The sequence below is a fragment of the Bifidobacterium sp. M3-N-101 genome, from assembly GCF_023656805.1.
Classification (GTDB): domain Bacteria; phylum Actinomycetota; class Actinomycetes; order Actinomycetales; family Bifidobacteriaceae; genus Bifidobacterium; species Bifidobacterium breve.
Map to the genome: position 1 here is coordinate 207867 of NZ_JAMOKQ010000006.1, position 13693 is coordinate 221559.

Here is a 13693-nt window from a genome sequence, read left to right on the forward strand (position 1 = left end):
CTTCGATGGCATTCATGTGCGCATATCAGCGCACCGAGAAAAGACAGCCGAGTTATCCACATTGAGCAGGGAACGACAAGCTGTATCCACATTGTCTGTTCAGCTTGCGCGATGGATTTTGACTCCCCTAACGTCGAAATATGAAGGAGCACAAAGGAGTCATCTCTTTACTCAAACAGGCCGAGGCCAAACAGCGTTGCGCGCTAAGTAGCAGCAGCAGCGCTCTCTATCATGCGTTACGGCGTCGCGTGAAATCATGCGAGCTGATATCTCCCTACCCCACTCTGTTCGCCCGAACCGATTATTGGACTCAGCTCAACGCTGAAGAGCAGTCGCTACACATGATTCGCGCTTTGGCGACGCTCCATCCACAGTGGACGTTTGCGGGTCTCAGTGCCGCATGCGTATATGGCTATCAGCATGCATACTCCTTGCATGATGGCTCAGTACATATTGCTGGCAATAGTGGTATTACCGGCAGGGATCACTCGAAATTGAATCGCATATACATGCCTCGAATTCCGCTCTGGAAGTGTCAAGGTATTCTGGTCACATCTCCGGCACGGACGCTTGTCGACTGTTCCACATTCTCTTTCTCCTCTGCCTTAGCAATCTATGATTCGGCACTACGCTCTGGTCACGTCACTGTCGAAGAAATCAATACCTTAGCAATTCAAACGAATTGTGATGAGGCGGCGGTAGCCAAACTACTGCGTTACGCTAATCCTGCAAGCGAAAATGGTGGAGAATCATTCACTCGTGGTCAAATTATCCTTTGCGATTTTGCCGTGCCGCTGCTGCAGGTGGAATTCGAAAACCCCAACAATCCCGCAGCTCCATATCGAGTTGATTTCTGTTGGAAACTTGCCGATGGACGCATCATCGTGGCCGAATATGACGGTATGGCGAAATATGCCGATACCACCAATCAAAGCAGAGCTTCTCTTCAGGCAAAGATGGAGTACGAGCGTCGTCGGGAACACGATCTGAAGACACAAGGAGTGACCACCATCGTGCATCTTTTCTATGAGGATGTCATGAATCCGAAAAGAATGACGGCAATGCTCTCAAAGGCGGGTGTTCCGAGATTGCGGTAGCGACAATCTCAATCGGGCAATGACGACTCCTACTGATTCAAGATCAATGCGGAATTGTATGTCTTTGGACACATTTGATGCTGTGGAATTTGATCCTTTCGCAGTACGATGCCCATCACCAATATCGCTAGCGCAATGATTTTTCGTAGAAAACCGCCATTTCGAGAATTTATTGCACTAAGCAACCGTCAGCGCAAAGATTTCTCGTACTAAACCCTGATTTCGAGAATTTATTGCGCTAAGCGCAACTCAGTGCAAAGATCTCTCGAAATGGCGGTTCTCTACGAGAAATCTTTGCGCTGAATAATTCCGAAGAGGCTGAAGGGACCGGTTATGGATGACTATTGCCGAAAAAATCAGTACGACGAAACAGATGTGGCGCAATCAGTCGTTGATGAGATGGGCTACGGCGTCGAGGGCGAGCTTGTAGCCGTAGAAGCCCATGCCGGTGATGGTGCCGGTGGCGACAGGGCTGATAACCGAGCGCTTGCGGAACTCGTCGCGGGCGGACGGATTGGAGATGTGGACCTCCATCAGCGGCAGATTTTCGTCGATGACCATGTGGACAGCGTCGGCGAGAGCGTAGCTGTAGTGGGTAAAGGCCGCAGGGTTCATGACCACAGGGGTCTTTTCGTCGGCGGCCTGATGCATCCAATGCACCATTTCGGCTTCGTCGTCAGTTTGACGCACTTCGACTTCGAGACCAAGCTCCTTGCCCCACTGGGTGCAGAGTTCACGCAAAGTGTCGAGATCCTGACGGCCGTAGACATCTGGTTGACGGACGCCCAAACGACCGAGGTTTGGGCCGTTGACGACGATTACTTTGATCATGTTTTGCTCCTTCGTCAGGTTCCCCTCAGTCAGCTTCGCTGACAGCTCCCCTCAGGGAGGGGAGCCAAGGTCTTCTCTGGCTCCCCTCCCTGAGGGGAGCTGGCTCGCGTAGCGAGACTGAGGGGAGCCAGAAGCGGACGGTTGCTCAGATTTATTGCTGGATACGGCGGAAGGCTTCTTCCACGGCATCGGCGGGCGGGTTATCGAGATGAACCACGTGGCCGATTGAGTCGAGCACCACGAAGCGCAGCTCGTTGCCGCGGGCCTTCTTGTCGCGGTGCATCAAAGCGAGCACGTCATCGAACAAGCCACCGTTCCATGAAGTCGGCAGGCCCAGCGAAGTGAGCAGCGAACGATGGTAATCAACCAGATCCTGATCGATGTGACCGGTCAGATGCGCCAGTTCAGCGGCATACACCATGCCGACTGCCACAGCATTGCCGTGCCTCCAGCGGAAGTGCTCCAGCTGTTCAATGGCATGGGCCAGTGTGTGACCGTAGTTGAGGAACTCACGCAGGCCTTTCTCCTTGAGATCGGAGGAAACGTGATAGGCCTTGACCGTTACCGTGCGTTCGATAAGTTCGGCGACCACATCCTCCAACGGAGAACCGAGGAACGTGGAACCGTCGAAAGCACGAAGTTCGGCCGCGTGATTCTCAAGAATGGTCAGAATCTCAGGGTCACGGATGAAACCGGATTTGGCAACCTCTCCCAAACCTTCGATGAAGATGTCGTTGGGCAAGGTGGCCAGAGAGTTCATATCGGCCAGCACGCCGGCCGGCGTGTAGAACGATCCGACAAGGTTCTTGCCCTGCGGGGTATTGATGCCGGTTTTGCCGCCGGTGGAGGCGTCCACCATGGCAAGCAGCGACGTCGGGCAGTTTACATAGCGTACGCCACGCATCCACGTAGCCGCCACAAAGCCCGCCAAATCGGTGGCGGCACCGCCGCCCAACCCCACCACGGCATCGGAGCGGGTGAAGCCTTCGTTGCCGAGACGTTCCCAAATGCGATTGGCCACAGTGATGGTCTTACCGGGTTCGGCGTCCGGAATCACGATGTCGGACACCTCATAACCGCCTTGACGTAGCAATGCACGAGCACGGTCGGAGTGCCGCTGCACCGGCTGAGTATGAATCAATGCGATACGGACCGGCTTGGAACCCAAAACATCGACCAGACGGTTCATCGCGCCTTCGCCGATGACCACGTCATAAGGTTCAATGGCGGCACCATCGACATGCACCGTTCGTTGGGAAACCATATCTATCACCTTCTTGGCTGCTCCCTGCGGGGTAAGTCCGCGGGTATGCACATGAACATTGGCCACGTTGCGGAACACGGGATCGCGTTCCTTGAAGAGCTTCTTCCAGCGGGCATTGGCGTCACCATTGAGCATGGGACGTCCGCCGCCACGATTGGCGCGTTCCATCGCCTCTTTCGGGTCAGCATCGAGATACACCACGCAACCGCCCTGGGCGATATAGTCCGCCAGTGCTTCCTGTGTGGAAGGCGTCATGGGCGCTCCCCCACCAAGCGAGAAAATGCCGTCAAAATCCTCAAGAAAATCAGCGATGAGATCGGCCTCAACCTCGCGGAAGGCGGGCTCACCATGCTTATCGAAATAGGCGGGAATTTTCATACCCACCTCGTGCTCGATTTCCACATCGGCATCGGCGAATGGCAGCCGCAGCATGTGCGCCACTTCCTTGCCAACACGGGTTTTGCCGGCACCCATCATGCCGATGATTACGGCGTGGGGACGTGCTGTCATAGCGTATGAACCTTCTCGATCGTGTTCCGGCGACTCAGCGCATGTGCTCGGGCCATGAAGCGAGGTACGCCTCAAGGTTGCGGTGAGTCTCCTCCACGCTGTCGCCTCCGAACTTCTCCAATGCATACTTGGCGAGCGTCAGGCGCACCATGGCTTCGGCCACCACGGAGGCGGCGGGCACTGCAGTGCTGTCGGAACGCTGGTTGATGGCCGCGGCAGATTCACCGGTCAGCACATCGACGGTACGCAGAGCCTTCGGAATGGAGGGAATCGGCTTCATGGCACCACGTACGCGAATCACCTGGCCGTTGGACATGCCGCCCTCGATGCCACCAGCACGGTTGGAAAGTCGGTCGATGCGGCCGTCCGCGTTGACCACGATCTCATCGTGAGCCTGAGAACCAGGACGGGCCGCTTCAAGGAAGCCATCGCCAATTTCCACGCCCTTGAATGCCTGGATTCCCATAATCGCCGAGGCCAGCGCCGCATCCAAGCGACGGTCGGATTCCACGTAGGTACCGATGCCTGCAGGCACACCATAGGCAAGTACTTCAATGACACCGCCCAATGTATCGGCGGCCTTCTTGGCCTCATCAATACGCTCCATAATGCGCGTCTCGGCTTCCTTGTCCAAGGTACGAACAGGAGAAGCGTCAAGGGCTTCCAAGTCATCCGGAGTGGGCAACGGCAAATCGGGGTTGGTCTGCACGCCGCCGAGCGCCACCACATGAGCCACGGTACGAATGCCGAATGCCTGCTCAAGGAACTGCTTGGCGACTTCACCCAGAGCCACGCGGGAGGCGGTCTCGCGGGCGCTGGAACGCTCGAGCACAGGACGGGCGTCGTCGAAGCCATACTTGCGCATGCCGGTCAAATCGGCATGGCCCGGACGCGGACGGCTCAGCGGCGCATTGCGACCTTCACGCGGCAAATCGTGGTCAAGGGCATCGGCGCTCATCACTTCGGTCCACTTGGGCCATTCGGTGTTGGCGATTTCGATGGCCACCGGAGAGCCGAGCGTCAATCCATGACGTACGCCAGTGAGCAGTCGCACCTGATCCTGTTCGAACTTCATACGGGCTCCACGACCATAGCCGAGCCTACGGCGGGCCAGCGCGGAGACGATGTCGTTGGTACTGATGCGAATGCCGGCCGGCAGCCCCTCGATCATGGCCACCAAGGCCTCTCCATGCGACTCCCCTGCTGTCTGCCAGCGCAACATAGCATCCCTCGTTTCGTATGTTCAGTAACTAGGGGTTAATGTTAAGCCATGCCATACCTGTTCACCTTGCCCGGTCTGCTATGTGGGCTTGCACTGTCCATTGAAGATGTGCGGTGCAGGCGGGTGCCGATTGCATGGGTCGCGGTGGGTGCGTTGCTGCAACTGGCCGCGGATTTCGCCTATGGCGTGGTGGCAAACGATTTGTTCGTGCTGTTACAGGCACTGCTGTTTACCGTGTTGTGCTGCTTGGTTCAGTTTGCATTGGCGCTCATTGTGCCCAAATCACTGGGATTCGGTGACGTGACCGCATTGGTTCCTATGGGGTTGTCCGTCGGCTTATTCGGACTGCTGCCTGTGGTGGTGTGGTGGCTGGCCATGGGTGTGTGCGGTATCGCGTGGATCGCGTGGTGGACGAGGTTCGATCCGCAACGCAAATCACCGGCGTATGCGGGCAAAGTGCCGTATGCGCCGGTGATATTGGTGGGAGCCGCTGTAGCGATTGTTGTTGGGGTTGTCTTGTAAGTTCTCTCCCCCACCTGCTTCGCGGGAGCCCCCTCATCAGAGGGGGCTACAAGAATGGGCCACCTGCCGTTTTCTCCACTAGAGGGACTAGCAGGGATGGACTACTGCCCGTTTGCAGCCTGCCACTGGCGCAGCTCTGCAACGTTCTGATTGTGTTCGTCGGCAGTGGCGGCAAACTTGGTTTCGCCGGTGTCGAGATTCACTGTGCAGAAGTACAGCCAGTCACCCGGTTCGGGGTTCAGCGCAGCCGAAATAGCGTTGTCGCCAGGATTGCTAATCGGAGTGGGAGGCAATCCGGCAATCTGATATGTGTTATATGGGTTGGAGGCATCCTGCGTCATAGCAGTAGTGACTTCTGCCGACTTCACATTATTGCCATAGGCCACCGTAGAGTCCATGCCCAAGGCCATGCCTTGATCGAGACGATTCTCAATGACACGTGTCACCTTGGCGTAGTAGTCGGATTTATTGACCTCGGCCTCAGCGATGGATGCAATGACCATCACCCGTTCACGATCGCTGCCACTGGGGACTCCCAGTTCATCGAGTTTGGCGATGCGCTTGTCGACCATGGCCTTGAGGATGTCCGACGCGCTGGTCATGGATTGCACGTTGTAGCTGCCTGGTTCAAACCATCCTTCAAAGCTGCCACCGGCCTCGGCCGGTAGGATGCCGGATCCGCCACCGTTCACGATGGTATCGAACTCGCTGCGATCAATGCCGGACAGGCTTGCGGCCGCATCAAGAACGTCAGTGACACGTTCGCCCGACTTGACATCCAGGAATCCGGAAGCGTTGGATGAGTCAGATAAAATGGCCAACACGTCGCTGGCTGCCATGTGCTTTTTCAGCGAGAACGTGCCGGGGTACAGCTTGGCATCATTGGCCATGACCACGCTGGTGAACGCGGCGGCAGACTTGATGATCTTCTGCTTGAAGAGGTTCTTCGCAATGACATCAGCACCTTGTCCCTCTTCCACAGTGAATTGGACGTCGCCATCGCCAGGACCTGGATAATCAGCGATGACAGCGGTCGTCTGGCTCTGGCTGTCTCGAATAGACTTGAGCTTCTTCACACCAAAATATCCGCCGCACACAATCAGTGCGATAACCACGATAACCGCAATGATGACCATGGTATGGCGTTGCTTACGCTTCTCGCGGCGCTTGCGCATCTCCTTGCGGGACTTCGGCGGCTGCGGAGGTTCCAGCGAGCCGCTGGGCGGATTCGCGTTCCCTTCGACCCAATGCGTGTTCTCGTCGAAGAAATCGTTGAAATTGTCTGCCATAAAACCGGTCCCTCACTGTTCCCCCGCACGGTCAAGTGCCGTCTGCAAAATCACCACTGCCGACTGCTGGTCCACCATTGGCCTATGCTTGGTCGAAGCCTTCTGAGCCTCAAACAGCTGACGATGAGCGCTGACCGTTGTCAATCTCTCATCTACCAATACTACCTGCGGAATCTGGGGTTCTTGGGATTCTTCTCTCTCGGAACGCAAACGTTTCTCAAGGTTTACGGCCCATCTGCGCGCCTTCTTGGCGCTTTTGCCTTCAGTGCCGTCCATCTGCAACGGCAGTCCCACGATGATATGGGTCACGTGCTCGTCCTCAACGACATTCAGCACTTCATCGATGGCAAAGAAATAGTCACCGGCAACATGAATGTTCCCGGCTGGGTGTGCAAAGGTAAGCTCCGGGTCGGACAATGCGAGTCCGACCCGGGCGTTACCCAAATCAACGCCTAACCACACCACGGGCGTTATCAGGCCTTCTGTGCCTCGTGCTTGAGCGCCTCAAGTGCCTCGTTGATCTTGGAGGCATCGGCGCCGCCGCCCTGGGCGAAGTCCGGCTTGCCGCCGCCACCACCGCCGAGGATCTTGGATGCGCCGCGCACCAGATCGCCGGCCTTGATGCCGGCCTTGCGGGCGGCTTCGTTGGTGGCCACGGCGACCATGGGCTTGTCGTCCTCGTTCACGCCGGCGAGAGCCACCACGGCGGGGGCGTCCTCACCGAGCTGGCCGCGTACGTCGAGCACGGTCTTGCGCAGGGCATCAACCGCACCGAAGTGGCCCACGTTCTTGATGGCCACCTTGACGGGAGCAGCGGAGTTCTTGGCGTCTTCGACCAGAGCCGGAACAGCGGCGGCGAGCTGGGCCTCGTACATGGAGGCAAGTCGACGGTCGGATTCCTTGAGCTTGGCGAGCAGGGCGTTCACACGCTCGGCGAGCTCGTCCGGACGAGCGTTGAGCTTGTCGGACAGCTGGGAGACCAGCGCGTGCTCACGAGCGTTGAAATCGTATGCGCCCTGGCCCACGACGGCATCGACACGGCGTACGCCGGAACCGATGGACGCCTCGGAGAGGATGTTGACCATGCCGATCTTGCCGACGTGGTCCACGTGGGTACCACCGCACAGCTCGCGGCTCCAGCCGTCTTCGCCGATGGAGACCACGCGCACGATGTCGCCATATTTCTCGCCGAACAGGTGCATGGCACCGAGGGCGATGGCATCGTCGAACTTCATTTCCTTGGTGGTCACAGCGAGGTTGTCGCGCAGCTTGTCGTTGACGCGCTCCTCAACAGCGGAAATCACGGACTTGGCCGGAGCCTTGGACCACTGGAAATCGAAACGCAGACGGTTCGGGGCGTCTTCGGAACCACGCTGAGTGGCCTGCGGGCCGAGCTCTTCGCGCAGCGCCTTGTGTACCATGTGCGTGGCGGTGTGCGAACGGGCAATGGCGCCACGGCGGGCCAGATCGATGTTCGCATTGACTTCAGCGCCCACGACCAGCGTGCCTTCAGTCAGGCGGCACTGGTGAACGATGAGGTCCTTGATGGGCTTCTGCACGTCGTCGACTTCGAGCACGGCGCCGTCATCGGAGAGAATCTCACCCTGATCGGCAAGCTGACCGCCGGCCTCCGCATAGAACGGGGTACGGTCGAGGATGACCTCGACGTTGGCCGGGCCGGTCACGGCGGGCACGGAGCCCTTGCCTTCCTGCATGATGCCGATCACCTTGGCACGGGCGGACATGTCCGTGTAGCCGAGGAAGTCGATCGGCTTGGCGAGCGTCTTCTTGAAGTCGTCATAGACCGACAGGTCCACGTTGTGACGCTTCTTGAGGGCGTCGGCGCGGGCACGGGACTTCTGCTCGGCCATAAGCTCGCGGAACTTGGCCTCGTCGACTTTCACGCCTTGGTCGGCGGCCATTTCGAGAGTCAACTCGATCGGGAAGCCGTAGGTGTCGTGCAGAGTGAACGCATCAGAGCCGGAGACCACCGGGTCGGCGGTCTTCTTGGCCTTCTTGACGGCCACGTCGAGAATCTCGATGCCGTTCTCCAGCGTACGACGGAACGCATCTTCCTCGCCGTAGGCCGCTTCGGAGACATCGTGGAAGGTGTCGTTAAGCTCCGGGTAGCTGGCGACCATGGCCTCCTTGGAGACGGGCAGCAGCTCGGGAATCACCGGATCGGTCACGCCAAGCACGCGCATGGCCTGTACGGTACGACGCAGCAGACGACGCAGCACGTAGCCGCGGCCGACGTTGGACGGGCGCACGCCATCGGACATAATCATCAGCGCGGAACGCACGTGGTCGGCCACGACACGGAACTTGACATCCGCGGCCTCGTCCTCGCCGTACTTGCGGCCGGACAGGCGCTCGGCGGCCTCGATGACCGGGAAGACCTCGTCGGTCTCATAGATGTTCTGTTTGCCCTGCATCAGGTAGGCCAGACGTTCCAGACCGGCGCCGGTATCGATGTTCTTCTGGGCCAGCTCGCCGACGATGTGCAGGTCGGTCTTGGACTTGACATTGTCGACCTCGTAGTTCTCGAACACGAGATCCCAAATTTCGATAAAGCGCGTCTCGTCGGCCGCAGGGCCGCCATCACGACCGTATTCAGGGCCGCGATCCACGTAAATTTCGGAGCAGGGGCCGCCGGGGCCGGGGCCACCAGTGGTCCAGAAGTTGTCTTCCATGCCGAAAATCTGCATGTGCTCGGGATCAAAGCCCTCGTTCTTCCAGATGGAACGGGCTTCCTCGTCGTCGGTAAAGGTGGTGACCCACAGCTTTTCCGGGTCAAAGCCATAGCCGCCCTGGTCCTGCGGGGTGGTCAGCAGCTCCCAGGCGTAGTGGATGGCCTCTTCCTTGAAGTAGTCGCCGATGGAAAAATTGCCGAGCATCTGGAAGAAGGTGCCGTGGCGGGTGGTCTTGCCGACCTCGTCGATGTCGAGCGTGCGCACGCACTTCTGGTTCGAAGTCATGCGGCTCTTCGGCGGGGTCTGCTCACCAAGCAGGTAGGGAATGAATGGCACCATGCCGGCGATGGTGAACAGCGTGGTGGGGTTCGGGGAAATAAGGGACGCCGAAGGCATGACGAGATGGTCGTGCTTGGCGAAGTAATCGAGGTATCGCTTGGCGATGTCCGCAGTGCGCATGAGCGGATGAACTCCTTGTAGGTTTGTTTCGGGCGCAATTGCGCCACTATCAGTGGAAAGCATGGATTAAAGGATTGCGTAAGGCCGTGCGCGTGTCAGTTGGCGCGCTCAGTGTACTGACGATTGAGCTCAGCCTCACGGGCTCGACGGGTCGCATTGAATTCATTGACCAGGCCTTCGAGCGTCTTCATCGGCACATTGTCTTGATCGGGACCAAGCAGGAACTGACGGGCCGCGTCAGGCGTATTGGCCTTGACATAGGCCTGTGCCTTGGTGACGGCCATCACGCCGATGGCCACACCGACGCCCACCCAAAAGATGCGTTTGAACATCACTCCCCCTTCTGAGCGGTCTTGTTGGCGTTCTGAGCCAGGAACGACTGGCCAGTGGCCTTCAAGGCATAGAAGGCCGAAGCGACCTTGATAACCGGCTTGCCAAGGAAGGATCCATACAAATCGGTCAGGGCACCCACGTTGTTGGCGGTGGTGGAGGCCGCAGCGGAAATCTTGTTGACATCCTCAAGCGACTTGTTGACCTGCTTGACGGTGGTCACGCCCTCATCCAATGCGGGGATGGCATGCTCACCGGATTCCTTGACGGTCTGCGAAATCTGGTCGAACATCTTGCCCAACCGAATTAGCGGATAGATCATGAATCCGGCCAATACTGCGAACGCGATGGCCGCAATCAGGCCTGCGATCTCTCCGACTCCCATTGTTGCCTCCTTGAGGTCACACTTACTCGGATAAGGGTAGCACTCCTCCCCTATTTACCCGTGCAACTGACGATGAAATACGCTATTTGCCGTATGAGACGATGGTCACGGCCTGCGAAAACGGTTTGGTCGTGTCGAAGTCGAGTACGGTTACCGAGCCGTTGGCCGGTCGTTCGCTAAGGTCAAGATCGGGGCCTCCGAAACGGTGGCCGAGGCTGAGCAGCGTGTTACCGTGCGAAATCTGAAGCACATCATCGCCATCCTTGAGGGCCGGGTTCTCGGCGATGAGGGCGAACGCGCCTTCGACCCGCGCCCAGTATTCCTCGTCGGATTCCGCGTCATGGAAGGGGTCGGCCTCTTTGAGGAAGTCGCGCGAGGCGGCCAGACCAAATTTGGCTACGATGTCGTTGTAGTCCTTCGCGCCGTGAGGTCCACCCGCAGCGGTCCAAGCCAGCGACATGTCCTGACCCTCGAAGTATCCGTAGCATTGTTCGCGGAAATGCATATCGGCCGTAAGTTCTGGCCGTGCATGTCCGGCAGCCTCATTGATATCGAGAATTCGCTTCGCTGTGATTTCGGCGCGAGAAGTATCGGAACAATATGCCGCCGCAAAATCATAGCCCTCAAGTTTGTGCCCGGCCCTGTCGGCATCGGCAAGTCCGGATGCGGTGAGCGGCGCATTGCACCATCCCTGAAGACGGTTGTATTTATTGAACGTGGTTTGCCCATGACGAACCAGATGCAAATGCAGAATCATGGTTCCCATGCTACCGCAGTCCGCTAAAACGCAGGACCCCCCGAGTTCTAAATAGAAGTGCAACACCTTGTCTAGGGTTGGAAGTGTTCGAAGTTTCCAGCTCAAGAAGGTGTTGCACTCATGGGCCGACAGTATTCGCACCTGTCGTCCGAGGAGAGGATCCTGATCGAGAAGCTGCATTGCGAACAGCATCCGGGCATCCGTCGGACCGCGGAGAGGATCGGCCGGGACAAGTCCACCGTGAGCCGCGAGCCGAGGCGTGTGATGTCTTGGGGCATAGTTGACGGGTCTCCTGAGGCATGCTTTACATCTGTCGTGGGGCATCGTTGACATCGTTCGCCGGCTTGCGGTATTGGTATTCGCGGGTGGCGTCGAGCGTCTGGTCGGCGAGGATCTCGCCGGTCTCCAGGCCGGCGGCGACGGCCCGGCCGTGGTCGATGAGCAGTTCGGCCATGCGTCCTGCGTTGTGTTTGCCGAGGTTGAGGATCCGGCGTTTGCCGGCGATGTTGTTCTGCGTGACGCAGCCGCGCCTGTCGATCCTGTGGATTCCGGGCCCTATGGTGACGTCCGCTCGCGCCGGTTCGGCTCGTTTGTCCTTGGGGATGGGCTTCCTGCGCGTCGCCCCGGGGCTGCCGGCCGTCGTCTCGCGGCGCCGCTGCTCGTCGAGTTTTGTCTGCGTCCTGGCCGCGAGTTCGGGGTCGGGCAGGGCCTTGCCCTTGGCGCGGTACGCTTCTCCGGGGGTTCGCCGGCCGAGCGCGCGGTGCGGCCGCTCCTCGTTGTAGACGTGCTGGAATTCGGCCCCTCGATCAGTTCCGGACTCCACCCCCCTGTGCAGCGCGTCAAGCACGGCGAGTTCTAGTGATCGTTGCAACACATGACCTACCGCAAGGAGGGTCAGGTGACCAGGAGCCACCGAAACGAAGACCGTGGCGGGGAACGCCGTTGGACGTTCAACGGCGTCGAATATCCGACGAGGAAGCTGATGTGCGCGGCGAAGCGCGAGGAGCACGTGCGTCTGCTGGACGAGGAGGGCATGAACTTCACCCAGGCAGCCCATGCGGTCGGGGTCTCCAAGCGCACCGGCAAGGTATGGCGCAACGGGCGCACCCGCGCCACCGGGAGGAACGAAAAGGCAAGCATGGACTGGTATCGTTCCACCATGGACAAACCCAAACGGATCCACGCGCGCTACCTCAATCAGGAGGAGCGCATCCCGATCGCCGACCGGCTGCGCCTGGGCGATTCGATCCGCGTGTTTTTAGTCAAGTCGGTGTTTCGTGTTCGAGGTGGTGACGTTTTCTTGGACTCCCTGACCGGGAGGAGAACCCCCTCATGGCGAAGTACAGCAGGGAGCAGCGCGACAGGGCCGTGGACCTGTACATCAAATACGAACGCTGCGCCGCCGACGTGATCCGCGAGCTCGGCTATCCCAGCAAGGGCGTGTTGCCGTCGTGGTACGCGGACCGGCTCGAGGAGGAGCGCACCGGCGTTCCCTCCGGGCGCGGGGAACGCTACAGGCGGTACACGGACGGGCAGAAACGGGCCGCGGTGGACCATTACCTCGAATACGGCAGACGGCCCGGCCGCACCATGCGGATGCTCGGCTATCCGAAAAGCAAGGAACTGCTCATGGCGTGGATCGACGAGCTCGCGCCCGGCCAACGCAAGTTGAGGCACGGTCCGGTCCCCGAGGAGCTGAAACGCGAGGCGGTGGTCGCGGTCGCGTCCGGACGGCCGGAATCGCGTGAGGCGGCAGCCGAACTGGGCGTGCAGGACGCGACTGTGCGAGAATGGAAACGGCAGATGCTCGCGAAATCCGAGGAGGCGACTGTGTCCGGATCCGGGAAAAGAAGGACCGTCGTGGAATCCAAGGAGCCGTCCGTCAAGCCGACCGTGGCTCCGAACGCGTCGGACGCGGCCGGTCCGGCGGACGCGTTGGCGTCGATGGAGAGGAAAGTGGCGGAGCTCCAGGCCCGTCTGGACGAGTTGGACGCCGATGTCGAACGGCAACGACGGGAGAAGAGGGAACTCGACATCGAGATCGCGATCCGGAAGGGCGCGTTGGAGCTGTTGGGAAAAGAGCCGGGCGCAGACCCGGAAAACCCGGCCAGCCGAGAGAAGACGCTCCTCGTCAAGACCGCTGGCGAGACGCTGGGCGTGACCGCCGGAAGCCTGTTGCCCGCGGTGGGCGTCGCGCGCAGCACGTACCATTACCAGCCCGACGCCATGAAACGCCCCGACAAGGACGCGCCGCTGCTGGAGCTCGTGCGCGAGGCGTTCGAGAACAGCGAACGCCGCTACGGGTACAAGCGGATCCACCTGGAGCCGGAAAGC

General features: G+C 59.3%; 14 protein-coding genes and 1 pseudogene. 5 read left to right on the forward strand and 10 right to left on the reverse strand.

Going from position 1 to position 13693, the window contains the following annotated elements:
• Positions 1–140 precede the first annotated feature (140 nt).
• Entirely contained in the window at positions 141–1097 is a 957-nt protein-coding gene (locus NBH12_RS06535; RefSeq protein WP_065463900.1) for a hypothetical protein, read from the forward strand.
• 384 nt (positions 1098–1481) lie between these two features.
• On the opposite strand, the gene aroQ is transcribed toward NBH12_RS06535, so the two are convergent.
• From aroQ to aroC, 3 genes are all read right to left on the reverse strand, one after another.
• Entirely contained in the window at positions 1482–1928 is a 447-nt protein-coding gene (gene aroQ, locus NBH12_RS06540; protein WP_052822276.1) for a type II 3-dehydroquinate dehydratase, read from the reverse strand.
• Positions 1929–2079: 151 nt separating this feature from the next.
• A complete protein-coding gene (locus NBH12_RS06545) occupies positions 2080–3702 on the reverse strand; it encodes a bifunctional shikimate kinase/3-dehydroquinate synthase (RefSeq protein ID WP_052828250.1) in 1623 nt (540 codons plus the stop codon).
• A gap of 34 nt (positions 3703–3736) precedes the next feature.
• Positions 3737–4924, reverse strand: coding sequence for a chorismate synthase (gene aroC / locus NBH12_RS06550; protein WP_065452336.1), 1188 nt, complete (start codon positions 4922–4924; stop codon positions 3737–3739).
• 48 nt (positions 4925–4972) lie between these two features.
• Here aroC and NBH12_RS06555 point away from each other — a divergent pair, with 48 nt between their 5' ends.
• Positions 4973–5446, forward strand: a complete 474-nt coding sequence (locus NBH12_RS06555) for a peptidase A24 (RefSeq protein WP_052787169.1) — start codon at positions 4973–4975, stop codon at positions 5444–5446.
• A 101-nt stretch (positions 5447–5547) separates the two neighbouring features.
• Here NBH12_RS06555 and mltG read toward each other — a convergent pair whose 3' ends face one another.
• From mltG to NBH12_RS06585, 6 genes are all read right to left on the reverse strand, one after another.
• The gene (gene mltG / locus NBH12_RS06560; protein ID WP_250819297.1) at positions 5548–6735 is read right to left on the reverse strand and encodes an endolytic transglycosylase MltG; all 1188 of its coding nucleotides are present in this window, start codon (positions 6733–6735) and stop codon (positions 5548–5550) included.
• A 12-nt stretch (positions 6736–6747) separates the two neighbouring features.
• Entirely contained in the window at positions 6748–7200 is a 453-nt protein-coding gene (gene ruvX / locus NBH12_RS06565) for a Holliday junction resolvase RuvX (RefSeq protein ID WP_003829241.1), read from the reverse strand.
• Between the two features lie 8 nt (positions 7201–7208).
• Entirely contained in the window at positions 7209–9887 is a 2679-nt protein-coding gene (gene alaS, locus NBH12_RS06570; RefSeq protein WP_250819298.1) for an alanine--tRNA ligase, read from the reverse strand.
• A 95-nt stretch (positions 9888–9982) separates the two neighbouring features.
• Positions 9983–10219 carry a hypothetical protein gene (locus NBH12_RS06575; protein ID WP_003829239.1) on the reverse strand — a complete coding sequence of 79 codons (237 nt, stop codon included), beginning with the start codon at positions 10217–10219 and terminating at the stop codon, positions 9983–9985.
• On the reverse strand, positions 10219–10602 hold the full coding sequence (locus tag NBH12_RS06580) for a DUF948 domain-containing protein (RefSeq protein ID WP_016463075.1): 384 nt from the start codon (positions 10600–10602) through the stop codon (positions 10219–10221). The genes NBH12_RS06575 and NBH12_RS06580 overlap by 1 nt, the downstream gene beginning before the upstream one ends.
• An 82-nt stretch (positions 10603–10684) precedes the next feature.
• Positions 10685–11359: a histidine phosphatase family protein gene (locus NBH12_RS06585; RefSeq protein WP_032734784.1), complete on the reverse strand. Its 675-nt coding sequence runs from the start codon at positions 11357–11359 to the stop codon at positions 10685–10687.
• A gap of 120 nt (positions 11360–11479) precedes the next feature.
• Here NBH12_RS06585 and NBH12_RS06590 point away from each other — a divergent pair, with 120 nt between their 5' ends.
• The gene (locus NBH12_RS06590; RefSeq protein ID WP_016463077.1) at positions 11480–11689 is read left to right on the forward strand and encodes a helix-turn-helix domain-containing protein; all 210 of its coding nucleotides are present in this window, start codon (positions 11480–11482) and stop codon (positions 11687–11689) included.
• Here NBH12_RS06590 and NBH12_RS06595 read toward each other — a convergent pair.
• Positions 11664–12206 carry an integrase core domain-containing protein gene (locus NBH12_RS06595; RefSeq protein ID WP_230846516.1) on the reverse strand — a complete coding sequence of 181 codons (543 nt, stop codon included), beginning with the start codon at positions 12204–12206 and terminating at the stop codon, positions 11664–11666. The genes NBH12_RS06590 and NBH12_RS06595 overlap by 26 nt on opposite strands.
• 51 nt (positions 12207–12257) lie before the next feature.
• Here NBH12_RS06595 and NBH12_RS06600 point away from each other — a divergent pair.
• A pseudogene (locus NBH12_RS06600) lies at positions 12258–12611 on the forward strand (IS30 family transposase); the annotation flags it as partial.
• Positions 12612–12691: 80 nt separating this feature from the next.
• On the forward strand, positions 12692–13693 hold a 1002-nt coding region (locus tag NBH12_RS06605; protein WP_502801749.1), incomplete at its 3' end, for a transposase family protein.

Coding starts and splice junctions, on each gene's coding strand:
- NBH12_RS06535 (WP_065463900.1), top strand. CDS start 141: ATGAAGGAGCACAAAGGAGTCATCTCTTTACTCAAACAGGCCGAGGCC.
- aroQ (WP_052822276.1), bottom strand. CDS start 1,928: ATGATCAAAGTAATCGTCGTCAACGGCCCAAACCTCGGTCGTTTGGGC.
- NBH12_RS06545 (WP_052828250.1), bottom strand. CDS start 3,702: ATGACAGCACGTCCCCACGCCGTAATCATCGGCATGATGGGTGCCGGC.
- aroC (WP_065452336.1), bottom strand. CDS start 4,924: ATGTTGCGCTGGCAGACAGCAGGGGAGTCGCATGGAGAGGCCTTGGTG.
- NBH12_RS06555 (WP_052787169.1), top strand. CDS start 4,973: ATGCCATACCTGTTCACCTTGCCCGGTCTGCTATGTGGGCTTGCACTG.
- mltG (WP_250819297.1), bottom strand. CDS start 6,735: ATGGCAGACAATTTCAACGATTTCTTCGACGAGAACACGCATTGGGTC.
- alaS (WP_250819298.1), bottom strand. CDS start 9,887: ATGCGCACTGCGGACATCGCCAAGCGATACCTCGATTACTTCGCCAAG.
- NBH12_RS06575 (WP_003829239.1), bottom strand. CDS start 10,219: ATGTTCAAACGCATCTTTTGGGTGGGCGTCGGTGTGGCCATCGGCGTG.
- NBH12_RS06580 (WP_016463075.1), bottom strand. CDS start 10,602: ATGGGAGTCGGAGAGATCGCAGGCCTGATTGCGGCCATCGCGTTCGCA.
- NBH12_RS06585 (WP_032734784.1), bottom strand. CDS start 11,359: ATGATTCTGCATTTGCATCTGGTTCGTCATGGGCAAACCACGTTCAAT.
- NBH12_RS06590 (WP_016463077.1), top strand. CDS start 11,480: ATGGGCCGACAGTATTCGCACCTGTCGTCCGAGGAGAGGATCCTGATC.